General features: G+C 67.5%; 18 protein-coding genes. All 18 read left to right on the forward strand.

Annotated features, from left to right (window positions below):
- The first annotated feature begins 40 nt into the window (after positions 1-40).
- The 18 genes from AC1DGD_RS18040 to dnaE all read left to right on the forward strand — a co-directional run bounded on the left by AC1DGD_RS18040 (position 41) and on the right by dnaE (position 23,562).
- Positions 41-1,843 (forward strand): peptidoglycan D,D-transpeptidase FtsI family protein, encoded by a 1,803-nt coding sequence (locus tag AC1DGD_RS18040; protein ID WP_476850415.1) that lies wholly within the window; start codon positions 41-43, stop codon positions 1,841-1,843.
- A gap of 180 nt (positions 1,844-2,023) precedes the next feature.
- A complete protein-coding gene (locus AC1DGD_RS18045) occupies positions 2,024-3,697 on the forward strand; it encodes a UDP-N-acetylmuramoyl-L-alanyl-D-glutamate--2,6-diaminopimelate ligase (protein WP_476857727.1) in 1,674 nt (557 codons plus the stop codon).
- 6 nt (positions 3,698-3,703) lie between these two features.
- Positions 3,704-5,281, forward strand: coding sequence for a UDP-N-acetylmuramoyl-tripeptide--D-alanyl-D-alanine ligase (locus AC1DGD_RS18050; protein ID WP_476857728.1), 1,578 nt, complete (start codon positions 3,704-3,706; stop codon positions 5,279-5,281).
- Complete coding sequence (mraY, locus tag AC1DGD_RS18055) at positions 5,278-6,387, forward strand: phospho-N-acetylmuramoyl-pentapeptide-transferase (RefSeq protein WP_028275881.1); 1,110 nt, start codon at positions 5,278-5,280, stop codon at positions 6,385-6,387. The genes AC1DGD_RS18050 and mraY overlap by 4 nt, the downstream gene beginning before the upstream one ends.
- Positions 6,369-7,970, forward strand: coding sequence for a UDP-N-acetylmuramoyl-L-alanine--D-glutamate ligase (murD, locus tag AC1DGD_RS18060; RefSeq protein ID WP_476857729.1), 1,602 nt, complete (start codon positions 6,369-6,371; stop codon positions 7,968-7,970). Before mraY ends, murD begins: the two co-directional genes overlap by 19 nt.
- Before the next feature lie 2 nt (positions 7,971-7,972).
- On the forward strand, positions 7,973-9,517 hold the full coding sequence (gene ftsW / locus AC1DGD_RS18065) for a putative lipid II flippase FtsW (protein WP_476857730.1): 1,545 nt from the start codon (positions 7,973-7,975) through the stop codon (positions 9,515-9,517).
- Positions 9,518-9,527: 10 nt separating this feature from the next.
- Positions 9,528-10,715: a UDP-N-acetylglucosamine--N-acetylmuramyl-(pentapeptide) pyrophosphoryl-undecaprenol N-acetylglucosamine transferase gene (locus tag AC1DGD_RS18070; protein ID WP_476857731.1), complete on the forward strand. Its 1,188-nt coding sequence runs from the start codon at positions 9,528-9,530 to the stop codon at positions 10,713-10,715.
- A 4-nt stretch (positions 10,716-10,719) separates the two neighbouring features.
- Positions 10,720-12,120, forward strand: a complete 1,401-nt coding sequence (murC, locus tag AC1DGD_RS18075) for a UDP-N-acetylmuramate--L-alanine ligase (protein WP_476857732.1) — start codon at positions 10,720-10,722, stop codon at positions 12,118-12,120.
- On the forward strand, positions 12,113-13,051 hold the full coding sequence (locus tag AC1DGD_RS18080) for a cell division protein FtsQ/DivIB (RefSeq protein WP_476857733.1): 939 nt from the start codon (positions 12,113-12,115) through the stop codon (positions 13,049-13,051). Before murC ends, AC1DGD_RS18080 begins: the two co-directional genes overlap by 8 nt.
- Positions 13,052-13,305: 254 nt before the next feature.
- The gene (ftsZ, locus tag AC1DGD_RS18085; protein WP_476857734.1) at positions 13,306-14,523 is read left to right on the forward strand and encodes a cell division protein FtsZ; all 1,218 of its coding nucleotides are present in this window, start codon (positions 13,306-13,308) and stop codon (positions 14,521-14,523) included.
- Positions 14,524-14,637: 114 nt separating this feature from the next.
- Entirely contained in the window at positions 14,638-15,414 is a 777-nt protein-coding gene (locus AC1DGD_RS18090; protein WP_476857735.1) for a purine nucleoside phosphorylase YfiH/LACC1 family protein, read from the forward strand.
- Positions 15,407-16,225: a YggS family pyridoxal phosphate-dependent enzyme gene (locus tag AC1DGD_RS18095; RefSeq protein ID WP_476857736.1), complete on the forward strand. Its 819-nt coding sequence runs from the start codon at positions 15,407-15,409 to the stop codon at positions 16,223-16,225. Before AC1DGD_RS18090 ends, AC1DGD_RS18095 begins: the two co-directional genes overlap by 8 nt.
- Before the next feature lie 87 nt (positions 16,226-16,312).
- Complete coding sequence (locus AC1DGD_RS18100; RefSeq protein WP_230008814.1) at positions 16,313-16,843, forward strand: cell division protein SepF; 531 nt, start codon at positions 16,313-16,315, stop codon at positions 16,841-16,843.
- Between the two features lie 137 nt (positions 16,844-16,980).
- Positions 16,981-17,289, forward strand: a complete 309-nt coding sequence (locus AC1DGD_RS18105; protein WP_230008815.1) for a YggT family protein — start codon at positions 16,981-16,983, stop codon at positions 17,287-17,289.
- Between the two features lie 164 nt (positions 17,290-17,453).
- Positions 17,454-18,149 carry a DivIVA domain-containing protein gene (locus tag AC1DGD_RS18110; protein ID WP_028275874.1) on the forward strand — a complete coding sequence of 232 codons (696 nt, stop codon included), beginning with the start codon at positions 17,454-17,456 and terminating at the stop codon, positions 18,147-18,149.
- Positions 18,150-18,301: 152 nt separating this feature from the next.
- On the forward strand, positions 18,302-18,880 hold the full coding sequence (lspA, locus tag AC1DGD_RS18115; RefSeq protein ID WP_223916639.1) for a signal peptidase II: 579 nt from the start codon (positions 18,302-18,304) through the stop codon (positions 18,878-18,880).
- 37 nt (positions 18,881-18,917) lie between these two features.
- Positions 18,918-19,886, forward strand: a complete 969-nt coding sequence (locus AC1DGD_RS18120; protein ID WP_028275872.1) for an RluA family pseudouridine synthase — start codon at positions 18,918-18,920, stop codon at positions 19,884-19,886.
- 118 nt (positions 19,887-20,004) lie between these two features.
- Positions 20,005-23,562 carry a DNA polymerase III subunit alpha gene (gene dnaE, locus AC1DGD_RS18125; protein ID WP_476850425.1) on the forward strand — a complete coding sequence of 1,186 codons (3,558 nt, stop codon included), beginning with the start codon at positions 20,005-20,007 and terminating at the stop codon, positions 23,560-23,562.
- Positions 23,563-23,627 lie beyond the last annotated feature (65 nt).

A 23,627-nucleotide genomic window follows, 5' to 3' on the forward strand; every position in this document is an offset into this window, starting at 1 on the left:
GTTCACTGACCACCAGCAAGGCAAGCAGCAAGGACTCACCGTGGCGAAGAACTCCGGCAGGGCAAGCAAGGCGAAAGCCCCAAACCCCACCCGGCGGCTCCGCGTGGGGCTTGGCATCATGCTGGCGCTCCTGCTGGTGGTCGGCGGCAAGCTGTTCATGGTCCAGGGCCTGGACATCGGGGGACTGGCTGAGGCCGCCCTCAACAACAGGCTCACGCCCACCGTGCTGCCCGCGGAGCGCGGCAGCATCCTCGATTCCTCCGGCGCGGTCCTGGCCAGCAGCGTCATCCGCTACAACGTCGTTGTGGACCAGACAGTCAACACCAAGACCGAAACCTTCCGCCGGTTCGAGACCATCAACGGCAAGGACGAGCTCGTCAAGGTCACCCGGGACCAGGGCATCTCCGAACTCGCCGCCGTGCTCGGCATGGACCGCGGCACCCTCCGCGATGCCCTGACCGGAACCCAGCGCTACTACATCGTGGCCAAGGACCTGAAACCGGACGTCGAGGACAAGGTCTCCAAGCTGCAGATTCCCGGCATCGTCACCGAAGGCACCAGCAAGAGGGTCTACCCCAACGGCTCCGTGGCCGGCGGAATTGTGGGTTTCCTCAAGGACGGCAGCACCGGACAGGCGGGCCTTGAGCAGACCCAGGACGAGGTACTCAAAGGCACACCGGGCAAGCGGCTCTTTGAAATCGGCGCCGACGGACTGCGCATCCCGGTCGGCGTGGACCAATTGACGCCGGCGGTGAACGGCAAGGACATCAAACTCACGCTGAATTCGGACCTGCAGTACTTCTCCCAACAGGCGATCCAAAGCCAGAAGGACAAGCTCAGCGCCGAGTGGGGCGTGATTGTTGTCCAGGACGTCAAGACGGGCAACATCGTGGCCATGGCCGATACCGACTCCCCGGATCCGAACGACCCCGGCAAGGTTGCCGCCGAGGACCGCGGGGTCCGGGCCGTCACCGCCGCCTACGAGCCCGGCTCGGTGGAGAAGATGATCACGGCCGCAGCTGCGATTCAGGAAGGGAAGTCCAGCCCGCTGGACAGGTTCACCATTCCACCGACCTACACAGTGGACGGCCAGACCTTCAGTGACGCGTTCGAACACGGCACCGAGCAGCGGACGCTGGCGGGCATTGTCGGCTATTCCATGAACACCGGCACAGTCATGGTGGGCCAGCGGCTGAGCAAGGAACAGCGCTATGACTGGCTGCGGAAGTTCGGCATCGGCGATGCCCCCGACATCGGTCTGCCGGCCGAATCCAAGGGCATCCTGACCCCGGCCGACCAGTGGGACGGGCGCCAGCAATACACAGTGCTCTTCGGCCAGGGCGTCGCCCAAACCACCCTCCAGACTGTCCGGGCCTACCAGAGCATCGCCAACGACGGCGTGATGCTCCAGCCCCGGCTGATCGACAGCTACATCAACCCGGACGGTGCCGAGGAAAAAGTCCCGGCCAAAGCCCCGCAGCAGGTCGTCTCCAAGGAAACCGCCAAACAGGTCCGCGACATCCTTGAGAGCGCCGTAACCGAGGGCGAGATCAAAGAGGCTGCAATCGACGGGTACCGGGTGGGCGCCAAGACCGGCACATCCGAATCGCCCTGCGACGACGGCAAATCAGGGTTCTGCGGCTATACAGCCTCCATCATCGGAATGGCGCCCATGGACGATCCGCGGTTTATTGTTGAGGTGGTCCTGCAACGGCCCAAGGGAAGCATCTTCGGAATCACCAACGGACCGGTGTTCCGTTCGGTGATGAGCCAGACGCTGCGCACATTCAACGTCCAGCCCTCCACCGGCGAACCCGCGCGGCTGCCGCAGTACGCCAAGTAGCGCCTGTTCCACCTGGCACCCGGAAGTCACCAGCCGACGCCACACCCATTGCCTGCGCGCCGGAACATTTCCGCGTGCGCAGGTCCCGATCTACCAGTGCCCGATTCATTCAGTGCCCGATTTTTTTCAGTGCCCGATTAGTTCAGTGCCCGATCCACTAGCACCACAACGGAGATCCACTTGTCAGAGCTCACCGACCCCGATGCTTCCGCGCCGTCCGGCCATGACTCCACCCAGGGCTTCCGGCCCACTGCGGTTGCCGCAGTGCCGCTGGCAGACATTGGCGCGGCAATCGGCATCGCCGTTCCCGGTGCATCCGGCTCCGTCCAGGTCACCGGGATCTCCCTGAACTCCCGGTCGGTCCGCCCGGGAGACCTGTACGTGGCCCTGCCGGGCGCCACACGGCACGGGGCCGACTTCGTGTCCCAGGCCGTCGACGCCGGCGCCGTGGCGGTCCTGACAGACGACGCCGGGGCGCGCCTGCTGGCCCTGGGCCATGACATCGCCGTTCCGGTCCTGCTGGCCCACGAGCCGCGCAGCGTGGTCGGCCAGCTGTCCGCGCTCATCTACCAGAGCAGGCCCGACGGCGCCGGGGCACCGGCCCTCTTCGGGGTGACAGGCACTAACGGCAAGACCACCACCACCTATTTCATCAATGCCCTGCTGCGGGCGCTGGGTAAGCGGACCGGGCTGATCGGGACGATTGAGATCCTGGCCGGCGGGGAGCCGATCCCGAGCCTGCTGACCACTCCCGAATCCACGGATGTGCACGCACTGTTGGCGCTCATGCGCGAACGCGGGCTCGATGCCGCCTCCATGGAGGTTTCCTCGCACGCCGTGTCCTTCCACCGTGTCGACGCCGTGGTGTTCGACGTCGCCGGCTTCACGAACCTCACCCAGGATCACCTGGACCTGCACGGGACCATGGAGGAATACTTCCAGACCAAAGCCCGGCTGTTTTCGCCGGAACGCGCCCGCGCCGCCGTCGTGACCATCGATGATGACTGGGGCCGCAAGCTTGCGGCCACCGCCGAAATCCCGGTCACGACCCTGGCCACGGCCGGGACCGACGGCGCCGGGCCGGCTGACGCCGACCGGACCACGGACCGAACCGCGGACTGGACTGTGGTCCGGACTGCTCCGCGGGGCCTCGGCTCCGACTTCGTCCTCCGGCACCGCGACGGCGCCGAGCTGCGCGTCCACACGGGCCTGCCGGGCGGCTTCAACGTCGCCAATGCCGCGCTGGCCACGGTGATGGTCCTCGCCGGCGGCCACGAGCCGGCCGCGGTGCAGGCCGCCCTCGACGCCGCGGATCCCTTCACCGTTGCCGTGCCGGGCCGGATGCAGCTCGTGTCCACGGCCCCGGCCGCCGTGGTGGACTTCGCGCACAACCCCGACGCACTGGCCCGTGCCCTCGAAGCCGTCCGGTCCCCGGAACCCGGATCCAGAGTGATCATCGTTTTCGGCGCCACCGGACAGCGGGACCAGGGCAAACGCCCCGCGATGGGTGCCATCGCGGCGCGGCTGGCGGACACCGTGATTGTCAGCGACGACGATCCCCACGACGAGGACGCGGCGGCCATCCGCGCGGACGTCCTTGCCGGGGCCCTCGCGGCCAAGGACGACGAAGGCCTGGACTGCACAGTCCTGGAGGTCTTCCCGCGCGACGCCGCCATCCTGAAGGCCGTAGAGCTCGCCGGAGCCGGGGACACCATCCTCGTGGCCGGGCGCGGTCACGAGGTCTGGCAGGAAGTCAAGGGAATCAACCTGGCACTGGATGACCGGGTGGAGCTTCGGAACGCCTTGACAGCACGGGGATTCACCGTTCTCGAAGACCACCGGATAGAGTCCTAAACCGAGATGATTGCATTTACAGCGGCGGAAATCGCCGACATAACCGACGGCCGGCTCGCCGCGGAACCGGGAATTACCCCCGCCTCCGTGGTGACCGACTCCCGCGAGGCCACGGCGGGTTCCCTCTATGTGGCCAAACCGGGGGAGAACGCCGACGGACACGACTTCGTCGGCGCAGCCTTTGACCGGGGCGCCGTATTGGCGCTCGTTGAGCGCGAAGTGGCCGACGCCGCCGGAACGGACTATCCCGCCGTCGTCGTTGAGGACACTGTCCTCGCCATGGGCGCGCTGGCCGCCGAAGCCGTCCGCCGGATCCGCACCAGCCGCGCCGCGGCCGGCGCCGCTTTCACCGTGGTCGGCATCACCGGCTCCGCCGGCAAAACCACCACGAAGGACCTGCTCGCCGGAATCTTCGCGGCCGCCGGCGCCGAAGGTGCCACAGTTGCGCCGCAAGGGTCCTACAACGGCGAGATCGGCGTGCCGCTCACAGTCTTCAAAGCCGACTTCCACACCCGCTACCTCGTCATCGAGATGGGTGCCACGGGCATCGGCCACATCCAATACCTCGCGGACATGGTCCGGCCGGAGATCGGCGTCGTCCTCGGCGTCGGCTCCGCCCACGCCGGGGAGTTCGGCGGCGTCGAGAACATCGCGGTGGCCAAGGGCGAACTCGTGGAGGCGCTCCCGGCCGGGGGCACCGCCGTGCTGAACCTGGACGACTCCCGCGTCGCCGCGATGGCCACCCGGACCCGGGCCCGCGTGCTCGGCTACACCTCACGCGCGGCCGGCACAGGCCAGGACAACACCATCCAGGCCGACGTGGCCCAGGCCAATGTGGTCAGGGCCGCGGATGTGGAACTGAACGCCGACGGCCACCCGGAATTTGAGCTCTACCTGCCCGCCGACGTGACGGACGGAAAAGCACAGCACGGACCAACCCGGCACCACGTCGCGGCCAAGCTGATCGGCGCCCATCACATGGCCAACCTCCTCGCGGCCGCGGCCGCGGCCCACGCGGCCGGCATCCCCGGGGCGAAGATCGCGGCCTCGCTCAGCGCGCAGACCGCCGCCAGCCGCTGGCGGATGGAGCGCACGGAGCGTCCCGACGGCGTGACCGTCATCAACGATGCGTACAACGCCAACCCGGAGTCCATGCGGGCAGCACTGCGGACGCTGGCCGAGCTGGGCCGCGGCCGCCGCACCTGGGCGGTCCTGGGCGCCATGCTGGAACTGGGCCCGGATTCCATCCGCGAGCACATGGCAGTCGGCACCCAGGTGGTGCGGCTGAACATCTCCCGGCTCGTCGTGGTGGGCCGGGAGGCGCGGTCGCTGTATGTCTCCGCCGTCAACGAAGGCTCCTGGGGCGACGAATGCGTTTTCGCCGAGACGGCGGACGAGGCCTACGAGCTTCTCCAAGCCGAGCTCCAGCCCGGCGACCTGGTCCTGTTCAAGTCATCGAACGGCATCGGGCTGCGCCACTTGGGGGATCGGATAGCATTACCCCCACATGCCACCCAAGACTCTCCCGAGCGACCTGCTGAGGGAACTGCCGCAACCGCCACAGAAGGGAGTGCACAGCTGTGATTGCACTGCTGATGGGCGCCGGAATGGCGCTGCTCCTCGCGTTTGTAGGCACCCCGCTGTTCATCCGGTTCCTGGTCCGCAAGGGCTACGGACAATTCATCCGGGACGACGGACCCACCTCCCACCACACCAAGCGGGGCACGCCCACAATGGGCGGCACCGTGGTGGTCGTGGCGGTCCTGGTCAGCTACGGGCTCACGCACCTGATCATGTGGATGATGAACCCGCACTCACCGGGGCCAAGCGCCTCCGGGCTTCTCCTGCTCTTCCTCATGGTGGGCATGGGGCTGGTCGGATTCCTGGATGACTTCATCAAGATCTCCAAGCAGCGCAGCCTGGGCCTGGACGCCAAGGCCAAGCTGATCCTCCAGGGCGCCGTTGGCATCATCTTTGCCGTGCTGGCGCTGAACTTCCCGAATGCGGCGGGCCTGACCCCGGCGTCCACCCAGATCTCGCTGGTGCGCGATATTCCGTGGCTCAACCTCGCGTTCGCCGGGACCGTGCTCGGCGCCATCTTGTTTGTGCTGTGGTCCAACCTGATCGTCACGGCCGCGACCAACGGCGTGAACCTCACCGACGGCCTCGACGGCCTGGCCGCGGGCGCTTCCGTCATGGTGTTCGGGGCCTACACGCTCATGGGCATCTGGCAAAGCAACCAGGCCTGCGGATCCCCGCGGCAGGCCGGCAGCGGCTGCTACTCGGTCCGCGACCCCCTGGACCTGGCCCTGCTGGCCGCCATCCTGAGCGCGGCGATGGTCGGGTTCCTGTGGTGGAACACCTCGCCCGCGAAGATCTTCATGGGCGACACCGGCTCCCTTGCCATCGGCGGCGCCGTCGCAGCCTTCGCGATCCTGTCCCGCACCGAACTGCTGCTGGCCTTCATCGGCGGGCTCTTCGTCCTCATCACGCTCTCGGTCATCATCCAGGTGGGCTACTTCAAAATCACCAAGGGCAAACGGTTCTTCAAGATGGCACCGCTCCAGCACCACTTCGAGCTCAAGGGCTGGGCCGAAGTCACGGTGGTGGTCCGGTTCTGGATCCTGTCCGGTTTGTTTGTCGCCGCCGGCCTGGGCATCTTCTACGCCGAATGGGTGGTGCTGCTGTGACCGGTCCCATCCCCGCCCCGCTCACCACCTCGCCCCGGCTGCAGGGACTCACCACCTGGGATTCCGACTGGGCCGGACTGCGCGTCGTGGTCACCGGCATCGGAGTCTCCGGCTTCGCCGCCGCCGACACCCTCATTGAACTCGGCGCCCGGGTGGTGGTGGTGGACGCCGCCACCAGCGCCAAGGCGCTGGCCCAGGCCGACACACTCCGGATCGTCGGCGCCGCGGACGTCCTGCTGGGCGAGGAAGCGGTGGAGTCCGTTCCGAAGATCGACGGGCAAAAGCCGGACCTGGTGGTCACGTCCCCGGGCTGGCGCCCGGACCAGGCACTGCTCGCCGCAGCGGCACGGGCGCACATTCCGGTGTGGGGCGACGTCGAGCTCGCCTGGCGGCTCCGCGAACGCGAGGGCCGTAAGACCGCCGACTGGCTGGCCATCACAGGCACCAACGGCAAGACCACCACGGTCGGCCTGACCGAATCCATGCTCCAGGCCGCCGGCCTGAAGGCGATCGCCGTAGGCAACGTCGGAACCCCGATCCTGGACGCCCTGCGCGATCCCGTGGACTACGACGCCTTCGCGGTGGAACTGTCCAGTTTCCAGCTGCACTGGAGCCACTCGGTGTCGCCGGTGGCCAGCGTGTGCCTCAACGTCGCTGAAGACCACGTGGACTGGCACGGCTCCTACGCCTCCTACCTGGCCGACAAGGCCAAGGTCTACGCCAACACGCAGAAGGCCTGCATCTACAACGCCGAGCAGATCGAGACCGAGCGCATGGTCGAGGACGCGGACGTGGTTGAAGGCTGCCGGGCCGTGGGATTCACCACACTGACCCCGGCCATCAGCATGCTCGGCGTCGTGGAGGGGCTGCTGGTTGACCGGGCGTTCATTGCCGAACGCAAGGACAGCGCGGCCGAACTCGCCTCGATCGCCGACCTGGGACCGGTGGCGCCGCGCCACATGGTGGCCAACGCGCTGGCAGCCGCTGCCCTGGTACGGGCCTACGGGGTGGAGCCATCGGCTGTGCGCCAGGGCCTGCTGAACTACCTTCCGGGAGACCACCGGATCCAGCTGGTGGCCCGGTATGAGGGTGTGCTGTGGATCAACGATTCCAAAGCCACCAACCCGCACGCCGCCGCCGCCTCGTTGTCCGCGTTCCAGAATGTGGTGTGGATCGCGGGAGGTTTGTCCAAGGGCGTGAATTACGACTCCCTGATCCAGGAACAGGGCAGCCGGCTCAAGGCCGTGGTCCTGATCGGCGCGGACTCCAGCGATCTGCAGGCCGCCCTGAAGCGACACGCGCCGGATGTCCCCGTGATCGGGCAGGGCAAGGGCGAGACTGAAGACGTGCAGACTGCCGGTACGGCCAAAGCCGACGCAGGCCCTTCGCCGATTTTCGGCGAGACTGTGATGGCCCAGGCCGTTGCCTCGGCGGCGCAGCTGGCCGCCTCCGGGGACACTGTGCTGCTGGCCCCGGCGGCTGCTTCCATGGACCAGTTCTCTTCCTATGCTCACCGTGGCGATGCCTTCATCGAAGCTGTCCGCGAGCTCGTGGAAGGGCAGGCTCAGACCAGCGAGGAGTAACAATGGTCAGCACGCCCACACGTACGACGGCGGCACGACCCGCCGCCGGCGGGGCCAGTAGAGGCGGGGCCACCAGTGGCACGCCCGCCGGCCGTCCGGCCCCTTCGGCGGCACGGCCAACGGCCGGCGGCCCCGCCGTCACCCCCGCGGCCCGGGTGCGTGCCTGGAGCCGCGGATTCTGGTCCGCGCTGGAAGGCACCGGCAAGTCGCGCAACGGATCCACGTACTACCTGATCCTTGGCTCCACCCTGGCGCTGACGGCGATCGGGATCATGATGGTCCTCTCGGCCTCCAGCGTGGAAGCCATCGCCGCGGGGGAGTCGCCGTACTCCGCCGCCTTCAAACAGGGCGGATTCGCCGCGATTGGCGTCTTCGCGATGCTTGTCCTCTCCCGCGTGAACGTCGTCTGGCTCAGGCGCTTCGCCTGGCCGCTCATGTTCCTGGCCATTGCGCTGCTGGGCCTGGTGCTCCTCGTGGGACGCAGCGCGCTGGGCAACCAGAACTGGATCGACGTCGGTCCGTTCACGTTCCAGCCCTCCGAAGCCGCCAAGCTCGCCCTCGCGCTCTGGATGGCCACCGTGCTTGACCGCAAGGCCAAGCTCCTCCATGAATGGCGCCACGCGCTCATTCCGGTCGTGCTCCCGGGCGCCATTGCGGTCCTGGGCCTCATCCTGGCCGGAAACGACCTCGGGACGGCCATGATCGTGATGATCATCGTGGCCGCCGCGCTGTTCTTCGCCGGCGTGCGGCTGTACCTTTTCGGGTTCGCCGGGGCGGTCCTGGCCCTTGGCGCGACGATCCTCGCCGTCACGAGCCCGAACCGGATGTGCCGCATCCTGTCATGGACGGGCCAGACCTGCGCCGACGGCTCCGACCTGAACTACCAGTCCACCAACGGCCTGTACGGGCTCGCGTCCGGCGGCTGGTTCGGCGTCGGACTGGGCCAGAGCCGGCAGAAGTACAGCTGGATCCCGGAAGCGCACAACGACTTCATTTTCGCGATCATCGGCGAGGAACTCGGACTGGTCGGCACGATCGTCGTCCTGGTCCTGTTCGCCATCCTCGGCACCGCCATCTACCGGGTGGTCGTCGCCCAGCACGATGTCTTCCACCGCGTCCTGGCCGGCACGATCATGGTCTGGCTGCTGGGCCAGGCCAGCGTCAACATGGCCGTGGTCACCGGGCTGGCACCGGTGATCGGTGTCCCACTGCCCTTCATTTCCTATGGCGGCTCGGCCCTGCTGATGTCACTGTGCGCAATCGGCGTCGTCCTGTCCCTGGCCCGGGCACAGATGGACCCCGGCATGCAGCCGAAGAAGATGCTCAGGTTCGGCCCGGCCGCCTTCGCCAATTCCGTCCGGAGGGCCCGCGCTGCCCGGGCTGCAAGGACTGCCGCCAGCCGGTCCGCCGCCAGCACGGCCTCCAGCCGGTCCGCCGCCCGCACGGCAGCCCGGCCCAAGGTCCCCGCGGGCAAGAGCCCCGCCACCAAGAACCCCACCAAGAACCCCGCCAAGAGCCCAGCCACCAAGAACCGTACGAAAGCGTAAACAGCCCTTCATGAACACCGAGTCGCCCTTGTCCGTGGTCCTTGCCGGCGGCGGAACCGCCGGCCATATCAGCCCGCTGCTGGCAATTGCCGGCGCCCTCCGGCAGTCCCGCCCCGGAGTGCAGCTCCTGGCTGTCGGGACCCCCGGCGGAATGGAAGCGCGGCTCGTCCCGGCGGCCGGCCTGGACCTTGCCACCATCAGCCGTGTCCCGCTCCCGCGCAGGCCTTCCGCGGATCTGCTCCGGCTGCCGGGCCGGATGGCCGGTGCGGTGAAGCAGGCGGGTTCCATCCTGGACGAGGCAGGCGCCGACGTCCTGGTGGGGGTCGGCGGGTACGTGTGCACACCGATGTACCTCGCTGCCCGGCGCCGGAAGATCCCGATCGTGGTCCACGAGGCCAACACCCGTCCCGGCCTGGCTAACCGCGTTGGCGCAGGCCTCGGCGCCCACGTGGCAGTGGCCTTCGCCGCGACCAAACTGGGCCGCGCCGCCCGGCACGTAGGCATGCCCATGCGCCCCGAAATTTCCGGCCTCGACCGCGCGGCCGCCCGGGCTGGTGCACGGCAGGCGCTCGGCCTGGACGCGGACCGGCCGACGCTCATCGTCACGGGCGGGTCCTCGGGCGCCCAGAGCATCAACCGGTCCCTCGCCGCGGCCGTCGGGGCCCTCGCCGACGCCGGCGTGCAGACCCTGCACATCACCGGTCGCGGCAAGTCCGTCCACGACGCCGACGGCAAACCGCTCGCCGCGCCAGGCTACCGGCAGGTGGAGTACGTCGACGGGATGGAAACCGTCTACGCCGCGGCGGACCTGCTGCTGGCCCGTGCCGGAGCCGCCACGGTCTGCGAGGTGGCCGCCGTGGGCGTGCCTGCCGTTTTCGTGCCCCTGCCCATCGGCAACGGCGAGCAGGCGTTGAACGCCGCGGGCCTGGTCGCCGCGGGCGGCGCATTGATAATCGATGACAAGGCCTTCTCCGCCGACTGGATCAGCGGGAACATCATTCCCCTGCTGCTGGACACGGACAGGCTGGCCCGGATGGCAGCCAGCTCCGAACAGCTCGGCATCCGCGACGCCGACCGGCGCATGGCCGATCTCATCCTCGGCGTCGCGTCTTCGAACGAGCGCAGCGGGAACCGGCAGCGTCCGAAACAGCAGCGTCCGAAACAGCAGGGCACGAACCAGCACGGCAGGAAGCAGTAGAGCAATGACCCAGCCCCAACACGGCACGCATGCCCTCGAATCCCTCGGCCGCGTCCACTTCATCGGCATCGGCGGCGTCGGCATGTCCGCCGTTGCCCGCATCATGGTGGCCCGCGGCATCCCGGTGAGCGGCTCCGACGCCAAGTCGCTGCCCGTCATGGCGGACCTCGCGGCCGCCGGGGCGCGGATCGCCGTCGGCTATGCTCCCGGCAACCTGGGAGACGCCCAGACGGTGGTCGCCGGCTCCGCGATCCGGCCCGACAACCCCGAGCTCGCAGCGGCCCGTGCCGCCGGACTCCCGGTGCTGCACCGCTCCGAGGCGCTGGCCGCCACGATGGCGGATGACACTGTGGTGGCAGTCGCCGGAACGCACGGCAAGTCCACCACGACCTCCATGATCACGGTGCTGCTGCAGGGCGCCGGACTGGACCCGTCCTTCGCGATCGGCGCCAACGTCCCGGCGCTCGGAGTCAATGCGGCACACGGCACGGCGGGCATCTTCGTCGCCGAGGCCGACGAATCGGACGGCTCCTTCCTGAACTACCGCCCCACGATCGCCGTGGTGACCAACGTCGAGCCGGACCACCTGGACTTCTACGGCACCGCCGAGGCCGTCTATGCCTCCTTCGACCGCTTCACGGCCCTGCTCCCGGCGGACGGCGTCCTGGTGGCGTGCGCTGACGACCCCGGGGCCAGGGCACTGGCCGAGCGCACCCGGGCCCGCGGCAACACCCGCGTGGTGCTATACGGAACCGCCGCCGACGCCGCCATCCGGCTGCACGACGCTGGACCCGGCCGGATGGGGATCTCAACGACGGCGGGCACGTTCGGCGTCGAACTGCAGGTTCCGGGCCGGCACAACGCACTCAACGCTGCCGCCGCCTTCGCCGTCGCGATCGAACTCGGCGTCGCGCCCGACACCGCCGCGGCGGCACTGGCCCACTTCTCCGGCGCCTCACGCCGTTTCGAGTTCAAGGGGGACGGCCGCGGCGTCCGCGTCTACGACGACTACGCCCACCACCCCACGGAAGTCCGCGCCGCCCTGTCCGCGGCACGTGCCGTCGCCGGGGAGCACAAGGTGCACGTGCTCTTCCAGCCGCACCTGTTTTCCCGGACCCGGGAATTTGCCCGCGAGTTCGCCGAAGCGCTCAACACCGCGGACACGGCCCTGGTCCTGGACATCTATCCTGCCCGCGAGGATCCCATTCCAGGGGTCACCAGCGGGCTGATCGCCGAGCACCTGGGCTCAGGCGGCCGCCTTGTCGGACCCGACGGGGAGGCTGTGCAGGCGCTGCTGGCGGCCGCCGGCCCCGGGGACATCGTGCTGACCGCCGGCGCCGGGGACGTCACGGCCTACGGGCCGCTGATTGTCGAGGCCCTGACGGCCGAGGCCGCCGGTGCCTAGCACCAGGCGCCCCACCTACCGTGGCGGGTCCGGCACGAGTGGGTCCGGCACCGGCGGATCCGGCTCCCGGCCGCCGTCCGCCGGGACGGGCACGGATGTCATTTCTGCGTCCAAGACCGCCGCCGACACCGCCGCGGACACCGCCGTCGGTCGGTCCCGCAATCCGCAGAACCCGCAGAACCCGCAGGCCACCCCGGACAACGGGCCCGGAAAGGTGCTGTCCTTCCCCGAGCCCAAGGGCAAGCGCCGCCGGCGGATCCTGCTCAGCACCATCGGGATCGTGGCCGTGCTGATGGCGGGCATCGTCGCGGCCGCCGTCTACTCGCCCGTGCTGGCCCTGCGCACGGTCACGGTGGAGGGTACAAAGATGCTGCACCCGGATCAGGTCCAGGCCGCCCTCGCGCCCCTTCAGGGCAAGCCGCTGCCGCAGATCAGCGAGGAGGAGGTCACAGCCCTGCTCAAGCCGCTGGTCCAGGTCAAGGACGTCACCGCGAAGGCGCTGCCGCCCGCCACCTTGCAGGTGCACGTCACCGAGCGCATTCCCGTGGCCCTGGTCAAGCAGGGCAAGACATTCCAGCTGGTGGACGTCGACGGTGTCCAGCTCAGCACCACCGCCGATGCGGCCTCGGTATCGCTGCCGGTGATCGACGGCGGCAGCGGAACGCTGCCGAAGGACCTGTTCCAGGCCATCACGGCAGTGCTGGGGGCCCTGCCGGCGGATGTGCTGGCGCGGCTCTCCAACGCCTCTGCCGCGTCGGCCGACGCCGTCGAACTCAAACTCGTCGATGGGCAGACAATCGTCTGGGGCAACGCGGGGGAGAAGGAGCTGAAGGCACGGGTCCTTTCTGCCCTCCTGAAGGTCCCGGCCGACGCCAAAAACCCGGTGAAGGTCTACGATGTCAGCGTGCCCCGGCACCCAGTCACGCGGTAGCCGGCAATCGGATCCGCCGCGTCACGGATGTCCAGCGGACGTCCAGCTGCCCGCGGGACTACTTACAGGGGCTATTTGCCCGGTAATCGCGCGACACGCGGCGCCGGTTATTGAATGTCCCCTGCATAGGAAATACCGTCACAGACATGAGTTACTTGACATAACTATAACCTTCAAGTCGAAGGTTAAGGTTCAAAGCTTCAAGCAGGACTCGATCAGTTTTCGCATTAGTACACGAACAAGGGACACGTAACGTGGCAGCTCCGCAGAATTACTTGGCCGTCATCAAGGTCGTCGGCATCGGCGGCGGTGGCGTGAACGCAGTCAACCGCATGATCGAGGTCGGTCTTCGCGGCGTCGAATTCATCGCCATCAACACCGATGCCCAGGCATTGTTGATGAGCGATGCCGACGTCAAGCTCGACGTCGGGCGTGAGCTGACCCGTGGACTCGGTGCTGGCGCGAACCCTGAAGTTGGCCGGCAGGCCGCGGAGGACCACGCCGATGAAATCGAAGAGGTCATCCGGGGCGCAGACATGGTCTTCGTCACCGCCGGCGAAGGCGGCGGAACCGGAACCGGCGGCGCCCCCGTCGTCGCCCGGATCGCACGGTCCCTTGGCGCCCTGACCATCGGCGTCGTGACGCGCCCCTTCACGTTTGAAGGCCGCCGCCGTGCCGGCTCCGCCGAGGCCGGCATCGACGCCCTGCGCGATGAAGTCGACACCCTGATCGTGATCCCGAACGACCGCCTGCTCTCCATCAGCGACCGCAACGTCTCCGTCCTGGACGCGTTCCGTTCCGCCGACCAGGTCCTGCTCTCCGGTGTCCAGGGCATCACGGACCTCATCACCACCCCCGGCCTGATCAACCTCGACTTCGCCGACGTCAAGTCCGTCATGCAGGGTGCCGGTTCCGCGCTGATGGGCATCGGTTCTGCCCGCGGCGAAGACCGCGCCGTGAAGGCCGCGGAGCTGGCCATCGCCTCCCCGCTGCTGGAAGCATCGATCGACGGCGCGCACGGCGTGCTGCTGTCCATCCAGGGCGGCTCGGACCTTGGCCTCTTCGAAATCAACGAGGCAGCCCGCCTGGTCCAGGAAGTCGCCCACCCGGAGGCCAACATCATCTTCGGCGCCGTGATCGACGACGCCCTCGGCGACGAGGCACGCGTCACCGTCATCGCCGCCGGCTTCGACGACGTCAAGGCCACCTCGCCGTCCATGGACCAGTCCCTGCCGGCCGCGCCGCAGCGTCCCGCGTCCCCCGCCCCCGCCCCGGCGCAGGCACCCGCCTCCGCCCCGGTTCAGCCGCTGCACGCCACCGTCGGCGCCTCCGGCTACGGCGGCTGGGGCCAGCAGCGTCCCTCTGCCGTACCGGCCGATTCGGGCTTCGACGTCGACCTTCCGGCCGTCGTGGAGCCGGACCTGTCCGGCCGGCACTCCGATGACCTGGATGTCCCGGACTTCCTGAAGTAAATAGTTCCGCTCCTGCATGGCACCGCCGTCCGGCGGTGCCATGCTGCTTTGCGGCGGGTTACGGTGGATTGTATGAACGCAGGTATTCCGGACATGTTGATGGCGGTGTTGTGATTGTTTTGCTGGCGGGCTGAAGTCCGGCCGGGCGTATGGGTGGCTTTCACCGACGCCGGAGCCGGGAACCTGGCACTGCATGTCGGTGATGACCCCGTGGCGGTGCGCCGCCGGCGCGCTGAGCTCGAAGCGGCCGCCGGGCTCAGCGGGCGCTCCTTCCGGTACATGAACCAGGTCCACGGCAGTGACGTCGCCACCATCGTTGGGTCCCCGGCCGCGGACTCCGCGGGTGAAGGTCCGGCCGCGCCCACGGCCGATGCCATGGTCTCCCTGACTGAGCCGCTGGCCGTCCTGGTGGCCGACTGCGTGCCGGTGGTGCTGGTCGGCGAGGATCCGGCCGGGGCGCCGGTGCTGGGCGTCGTTCACGCCGGACGGCCAGGCGTCGCCGCCGAGGTGGTGCCAGCCGCTGTGGCCCGCCTCCGGGAGCTCGGTGCGGACCGCATCAGCGCCTGGGTGGGCCCCTCGGTCTGCGGGCGCTGCTATGAAGTCCCCGGCAGCCTGCGCGCGGACGTTTCCGCGGCCGTGCCTGCCACCTGGTGCACCACCTCGACCGGCACCCCTGGTCTGGACCTGCCGGCCGGAGTGCGGAGCCAGCTGGAAGCTGCGGGCGTCGCGATCGAATACTCCGGGGGATGCACCCTCGAGGACGACACCCTCTTCTCCTACCGCCGCAACAGCCACACCGGCCGCTTCGCCGGGCTGGCGTGGACGGACGGCACCCACGGGACTGACGGCACTGACGGGACTGACGGGAAAAGGGAGTATGGCCATGACTGAACCGGCGCAGCGCCCGGACGCACACGCCGTCGAGCCCGTCACGGCGCCGGGGGAGAACCATGAGAACCGAACGGACGCGCTGGAAGGCCCCCGTCTGGCCCAGCTGGAGGCGAACCTCGCGGCCGTCCGCCGCCGGATCGACGCCGCCGTGGCCGCCGCGGGCCGGCAGGCGGCGCCGCCGAGCCTGATCGTCGTCACCAAGTTCCATCCTGCGCTGGACGTCCGGCGGCTGGCGTCGCTGGGGGTCACCGACGTCGGGGAGAACCGGGACCAGGAGGCCGCGGAAAAGGCGGCGCAGCTTCAGGACCTTGGCCTGAGCTGGCACTTCATCGGTCAACTCCAAAGCAAGAAGGCCAAATCCGTGGTGAAGTACGCCGCGTCCGTGCACTCCGTGGACCGGGAAGCCGTCGCCTCGGCCCTGGCCAAGGCGATGGCCGTCGAAGCCGACCGCACCGGCCGCCCGCCCCTGGACTGTTTCATCCAGGTCAGCCTGGCCGAGCAGGCCGGCGACGCAGCAGTGGCCCACCGCGGCGGCGCGGTGCCCGGCGAAGTCACCGCGCTGGCCGAACAGGTCGCCGGTGCCGGCGGACTGAGGCTCGCCGGCGTCATGGCCGTTGCCCCGCTCGGGGCGGACCCGGCGGCTGCCTTCGAAAAGCTGGCCGGCATTTCCGGGCGCCTGGCCGAACAATTTCCCTACGCCACGGGAATATCCGCCGGCATGAGCCAGGACCTCGAAGAGGCCGTCCGCTTCGGGGCGACACACCTGCGCATTGGCTCCGATATTCTCGGTCCGCGTCCGGCCCTGCGGTAAGTTCGACATATTGGAAGGTAATGGCGGGGATTCCAAGGCTGTCTAGTCACTAAGCGGCCCGCTTACGGACAAGATTAGGAGTCGACCATGGCTGGCGCTCTGCGCAAGACAATGATCTATCTTGGGCTCGCCGACGGCGACGAACACTACGAGTCTGAGCACCCCACACCGCACAAGGATGAGGACGAATCCATGGAGCAGGACCGCGAGGAACGACGTGCTCCGGCGCCCGTCCGCGAGGTCCCCCGGGAAGAGCCCCACGCCGCTGAAGAGGAATATCGCGCACCTGTGACACCCATCAAGCGTGCGGCATCGAGCCGCGAAGAGACCACCGGACTCCGGCAAATCACGACCATCCATCCGCGGTCGTACAACGACGCCAAGCTCATCGGCGAAAGCTTCCGCGACGGGATCCCCGTCATCATGAACGTCACCGACATGGGCGAGGCTGACGCCAAGCGCCTCGTGGACTTCTCCGCCGGTCTTGTTTTCGGCCTGCGCGGCAGCATCGAACGGGTGACGAACAAGGTCTTCCTGCTCTCGCCGTCGTACGTCGAAGTCATTGGCGACGACAAGAAGGTCAGCGAGACGCAGGCAAGTTTCTTCAACCAGAGCTAGGCCCGAATATTCGGTACTGATGCCAGGCGGGGACACCTGCCTGGCATCCGTGCGGAATTATCCGTGTTGAAATAGAAGTGACACTTTCCTTAGGACACTTCGGTATCCGGAATGAACATGGAGATATGAGTTAGCTCATGGGAATTGTTTTGGGGCTCGTCTATATCGTTCTGTTGCTTTTTTTCGTGGCATTGATCATCCGTCTGGTCTACGACTGGGTGCAGATGTTTGCCCGAAGCTGGCGGCCGCGCGGTTTGGCACTCGTGACCGCTCATGCTGTGTATTCGGTCACGGACAAGCCCCTCAAACTGCTCCGCCGGCTCATCCCGCCGCTGCGGTTGGGCGGAATGTCGCTGGACATAGGCTTCCTGCTGCTGTTCGTGGCCGTGAGCGTGGCGATGTGGATCGTCAAGGGCCTGGTGTACGCCCAGCCGATCGCGGCATAGGCCGCAGCCGCAGCCGGGCAGCGACCTGCCCGGCCCAGGCCCAAACCGAAAGTAAACTCCGGTTTGACACTGCGGTGTTGAATTAGAGGAACCAGACCATATTTAGGTACCGTAGTTTGACGGCCGGAAGGCCTACTGACTAACTAGACCAACGAGGTGACCAGATGGCTTTGACGCCAGAAGACGTTGTCAACAAGCGCTTTCAGCCGACCAAGTTCCGCGAAGGCTACGACCAGGACGAGGTTGACGACTTCCTGGACGAGATCGTCGTCGAACTTCGGCGCCTGAACCAGGAGAACGACGAGCTGCGCAAGAAGCTCGCCGAATCCGGCGCCGGCACGCCTGCCAGCTCCGCAGCCGCCGCACCCGTGGTGGAAAAGGTCCCGGCACCCGTCAAGGCCGAGAAGGAAGACACCGCCAAGGCCGAGGCCGAGGCCAAGGCAAAGGCGGCCGCAGAAGCCGCCAAGAAGAAGGAAGCCGAGCAGGCCGCCAAGGCCGCCCAGGTTGTCGAGCCGGCGCGCAGCGCCGCCACCCCGGCGTCGGAGTCCGCCGCCGGCCTGCTCGCCATGGCGCAGCAGATGCACGACAAGCACGTCGCCGACGGCGAGCAGCAGCGGGACAAAATCATCGCTGAAGCTCAGATCGAGGCCAGCAGCCTCGTCAACGATGCGCAGGAAAAGTCCCGCAAGATCCTCGGTGCCCTCGAGCAGCAGCGCTCCGTCCTGGAACGCAAGGTCGAGCAGCTTCGCGGCTTCGAGCGCGACTACCGCTCACGCCTGAAGGCCTACATCGAAGGCCAGCTCCGCGACCTGGACGCCCGCGGCTCCGTCGCGGCCCCCGAGGTTGGCGAAGCCAGCTAGGGCAAAAAGCAAGTATTCTGAAAGCCGGTGGCTGAGGATTCCTCGGCCGCCGGCTTTTCCCTTTTCCCGCAACGTGCCGGCACCGGCCCAGGTGCCCGGCACTTGCCGGTACCTGAACCCGGTCCCCGCACTGGCTCCCGATCGAAAGCCCTATGACTGACGCACCATCACCAGACGCCATGCAGCCTGTCGAGGCGGCACAGCCCGTGCGCGCCCGGCCGCGGCGGGCAAAGCTGTTTGTCCTGTTCGCTGCCTTCGCGGTCTTCGCCTACGTGTTCGACCAGCTCACCAAGCTCTGGGTCACGACCACCATGACCGAGGGTGAGCGGATCCCCGTGCTTCCCCCGCTGCTGCACTGGTTCTACATCCGCAACTCGGGGGCGGCGTTCTCGATCGGCGAGAACGTCACCTGGGTGTTCACGATCATCATGGCGGCCGTGTCTGTCGCGATCCTGCTGCAGCTGCGCAAGCTCGGTTCGCTCTGGTGGGCCCTGGCGCTGGGGCTGCTGCTCGGCGGCGCACTCGGCAACCTGACGGACCGGCTGTTCCGCGAGCCGTCCTTCGCGATGGGCCATGTGGTGGACTTCATCCAGCTGCCAAACTTCGCGATCTTCAACATCGCCGACTCCGCCGTCGTCTCCGCCGTCGTGATCATTTGCCTGCTCACGCTCCGCGGAATCTCCCTGGACGGCTCGCGCCATACGAAGGATACGGTGGCCAACGATGTCTGACACTGCCTCAGGAAACGCCGCTGATATGGCGGCCGATATGGCGGCCGATATGGCCGCCGAAGCCGGCACCGCACCCGCCGGGCACCACCGCTTCACCGTCACGGAGGACCTCGCCGGTTCCCGTGTGGACGCCGGACTGGCCCGGCTGATGGACATCTCCCGCTCGCAGGCCGCAGTCCTGATCGCCGAAGGCAACGTCACCAGCAACGCAGGGAAGGTCGGAAAGTCCCTCAAACTCACCCTGGGCACCGTGCTTGAGGTCGTGGTGCCGGACCGCAGGGACCCCCTGGAAATCGTGGAGGAAGTAGTGGACGACCTGTTGATCCTGCTGGACGATGACGAATTTGTAGTCATCGACAAACCGGTCGGTGTCGCCGCCCACCCTTCGCCAGGCTGGGTGGGACCCACGGTGGTGGGTGGCCTCGCCGGGCTCGGCTACCGGATTTCGACGTCGGGCGCCCCGGAGCGCGCGGGCATCGTCCATCGGCTCGATGTCGGCACTTCCGGCGTCATGGTGGTGGCCAAGACCGAAAATGCCTACACCGTGCTCAAGCGCGCCTTCAAGGAGCGCACCGTGGACAAGGTCTACCACGCCGTCGTCCAGGGCCTTCCCGATCCGCTGGCGGGCACCATCGACGCGCCCATCGGCCGGCACCCGGGCCATGACTGGCGGTTTGCCGTGACCGAGGACGGCCGTGATTCGGTGACGCACTATGAGGTCCTGGAAGCTTTCGGGAAGGCCTCACTCGTGGAGGTGCACCTCGAAACGGGCCGCACCCACCAGATCCGCGTGCATTTCTCGGCCCTGCGCCACCCCTGCGCCGGTGACCTCACCTACGGCGCGGACCCGAGGCTGGCCGCCACCCTCGGCCTCACCCGGCAGTGGCTGCACGCCCGGGAACTGTCCTTCGACCACCCGCGGACAGGGGAGCGGGTTACCGTCGCCAGCGAGTACCCGCAGGACCTGCAGTACGCGCTGACGGTCCTGGAGTCCGGAAACGCCTGAGCCGCACGGCACGGGCGGCCTGAATCCACGGGGTTCTGCCGGGCCGCCCGTTGCCGCCGTTCGGTGCCCATCGCCGTGGCTGCACGCCGCCGTCGTGGCACGGCACTAGAATGGTGCGGTGACTTCCAGCAACGACTCGTTTGTCCATCTCCACAACCACACCGAGTACTCGATGCTGGACGGTGCCGCCCGGCTCGGTGAGCTGTTCGACGAAACCGAACGGCTCGGCATGCCGGCCCTCGCCACGACGGACCACGGCTACCTGTTCGGCGCCTTCGACTTCTGGAAGCGCGCAACAGACCAGGGCATCAGACCCATCATCGGCGTCGAAGCCTATGTGACTCCCGGGACCGCCCGCACGGACAAGACCCGTGTGCGCTGGGGCGAGGAGCACCAGCGCAAGGACGACATTTCCGGCGGCGGCTCGTACACGCACATGACCCTGCTCAGCTACAACAACGTGGGCATGCGGAACCTTTTCCGGGCCTCCTCGATCGCCTCGCTGGACTCGGTCTTCGGCAAATGGCCCCGGCTGGACCGTGAGCTGCTGAACACCTACTCGGAAGGGCTCATCGCCACCACCGGCTGCCCGTCCGGCGAGGTCCAGACCCGGCTGCGGCTCGGCCAGTACCGCGAAGCCCTGGAGGCCGCGGCGGAGTTCCGCGACATCTTCGGGGCGGAGAACTACTTCTGTGAGCTCATGGACCACGGCCTGGACATCGAGCGGCGCGTCACAGGTGACCTCCTGCGCCTGGCCAAGGACCTGAACCTGCCGCTGGTGGCCACCAACGACCTGCACTACACGCACGAGCATGACGCCAAGGCGCATGAGGCCCTGCTGGCCATCCAGTCCGGTTCCACCCTCCTGGAGCCGACCTACGACAACGGCGGCTCGCGCTTCGCCTTCTCCGGCAGCGGCTACTACCTGAAGTCACCGCAGGAAATGCGCGAACTGTTCCGCGACCACCCCGAGGCGTGCGACAACACGCTCCTGATCGCCGAACGCTGCGAAGTTTCCTTCAACACCGGCGCCAACTACATGCCCCGGTTCCCCTGCCCGGAGGGGGAGGACGAAACGTCGTGGCTGGTCAAGGAGGTCGACAAGGGACTCCGCTACCGCTATCCCCAGGGCATCCCGGACAAGGTCCGCAAGCAGGCCGACTATGAGCTCGAAGTCATCACCTCGATGGGCTTCCCGGGCTACTTCCTAGTCGTCGCCGATTTCATCAACTGGGCCAAGAACAACGGCATCCGGGTCGGTCCCGGGCGCGGCTCCGGCGCCGGCTCCATGGTGGCCTACGCGATGCGCATCACCGACCTGGACCCGCTGCACCACGGCCTGATCTTCGAGCGCTTCCTCAACCCGGACCGCGTCTCCATGCCTGACTTCGACGTCGACTTCGATGACCGGCGACGTTCCGAAGTGATCGACTACGTCACGCGCAAATACGGCGACGAGCGCGTGGCGATGATCGTCACCTACGGCACCATCAAGACCAAGCAGGCCCTCAAAGACTCCTCGCGCGTGCTGGGCTACCCGTTCAGCATGGGCGAGACGCTGACCAAGGCGCTCCCGCCGGCCGTGATGGCCAAGGACATCCCGCTGGCCGACATCCAGAACAAGGACTCCAAGCGCTACAGCGAGGCCGGCGACTTCCGCCAGCTCATCAGCACCGACCCGGAGGCCGCCAAGGTCTTCGAGACGGCGCTGGGCATCGAGGGCCTGAAGCGGCAATGGGGCGTGCACGCCGCCGGCGTCATCATGTCCTCGGACCCCATCATCGACGTGATCCCGATCATGCGCCGTTTCCAGGACGGCCAGGTCATCACCCAGTTCGACTACCCGACGTCCGAAGGCCTCGGCCTGATCAAGATGGACTTCCTCGGGCTGCGAAACCTGACGATCATTTCCGATGCCCTGGAAAACATCAAAATGAACCGCGGCATCGAGCTCGACCTCGAGACGCTCGAGTTGGATGACACGGCGTCCTACGAACTGCTTGCCCGCGGAGACACACTGGGCGTCTTCCAGCTCGACGGCGGTCCCATGCGGTCCTTGCTCAAGCTGATGAAGCCTGACAACTTCGAGGACATCTCCGCCGTGCTGGCCCTCTACCGGCCCGGACCCATGGGCGCCAACGCGCACACCGACTACGCGCTGCGCAAGAACAAGATCCAGGAAGTCATCCCGATCCACCCGGAGCTCGAGGAACCGCTGTCCGAAATCCTCGGCGGGACCTACGGGCTGATCGTGTACCAGGAGCAGGTCATGGCCGTGGCGCAGAAGCTCGCCGGCTATACCCTGGGCCAGGCCGATATCCTGCGCCGCGCCATGGGCAAGAAGAAGAAGTCCGAGCTGGACAAGCAGTTCGCCGGCTTCTCCCAGGGTATGCAGGACAACGGCTATTCCATGGCCGCGGTCAAGACCCTCTGGGACATCCTGCTGCCGTTCTCCGACTACGCCTTCAACAAGGCGCACTCGGCCGCCTACGGCGTGATCTCCTACTGGACCGCGTACCTGAAGGCGCACTACGCGCCGGAGTACATGGCTGCCCTGCTGACCTCAGTGGGCGACGACAAGGACAAGTCGGCGATCTACCTCAACGAATGCCGGCGCATGGGCATCACGGTGCTGCCGCCCGACGTCAACGAGTCAGCCCTCAACTTCACCCCTGTGGGCACCGACATCCGCTTCGGCATGGGCGCCATCCGCAACGTCGGCGTGAACGCCGTCGAAGCCATGGTGGCGGCGCGCGAAAAAGAAGGCGCCTACACCTCCTTCAAGGACTACCTCCTGAAGGTCCCGGCAGTGGTCTGCAACAAGCGCACCATCGAATCCCTGATCAAGGCCGGCGCCTTCGACTCGCTCGGCCACCCCCGGCGGGCCCTGGCCATGATCCATGAAGAAGCGATCGACTCCGTCATCACCCTCAAGCGCAACGAGGCGATCGGCCAGTTCGACCTCTTCGCCGGCTTTGAGGACCAGGAGCCCGAGGCGTCGCTCAGCACCGAGATCCCGGACCTGCCGGAATGGGAGAAGAAGGACAAACTGGCGTTCGAGCGCGACATGCTCGGCCTCTACGTCTCCGACCACCCGCTGCAAGGACTGGAAGGGCTCCTGAGCCAGCACGCCGACCGGTCGATCACCTCGATCATCGCCGAAGACGGCCCGCCGGACGGCTCGATCGTGACCATCGCCGGCATGATCACCTCGCTCAGCCGACGGATCGCCAAGGCCAGCGGCAACGCCTACGCCCGGGCCGAAATCGAGGACCTCGCCGGTTCCATGGAGGTCATGTTCTTCGGCCAGGTCTACGGCCCCATCGCCTCGGTGCTCGCGGAGGACCTGATCGTGGTGGTCAAGGGCCGGCTGCAGCGGCGCGACGACGGCGCCGTCACCTTGAACTGCATGGAACTCTCCGTGCCGGACCTCAGTGACAGCCAGAACGGGCCTGTGGTGATCACCATGGCCACGCACAAGGCCACCGAGGCCGTGGTCACCGAGCTGGGCGACGTGCTGCGCACCCACCGCGGAAATTCGGAGGTCCGCCTGCACCTGCAGGGCGACACCCGGGTGGAGGTCATGGGCCTGCCGGTGCACCTGCGCGTCAACCCGAGCCCGTCACTGTTCGGCGATCTGAAGGTGCTGCTCGGCCCGACCTGTTTGGATAACTGACATGCAGGGGGTTGCTGGCGGCCAGGCAAGGCTGAGCGATCCAGGGCACCCTGAGTATCGCCGCC

The sequence above is a fragment of the Arthrobacter sp. 05T45 genome (genome assembly GCF_056395875.1).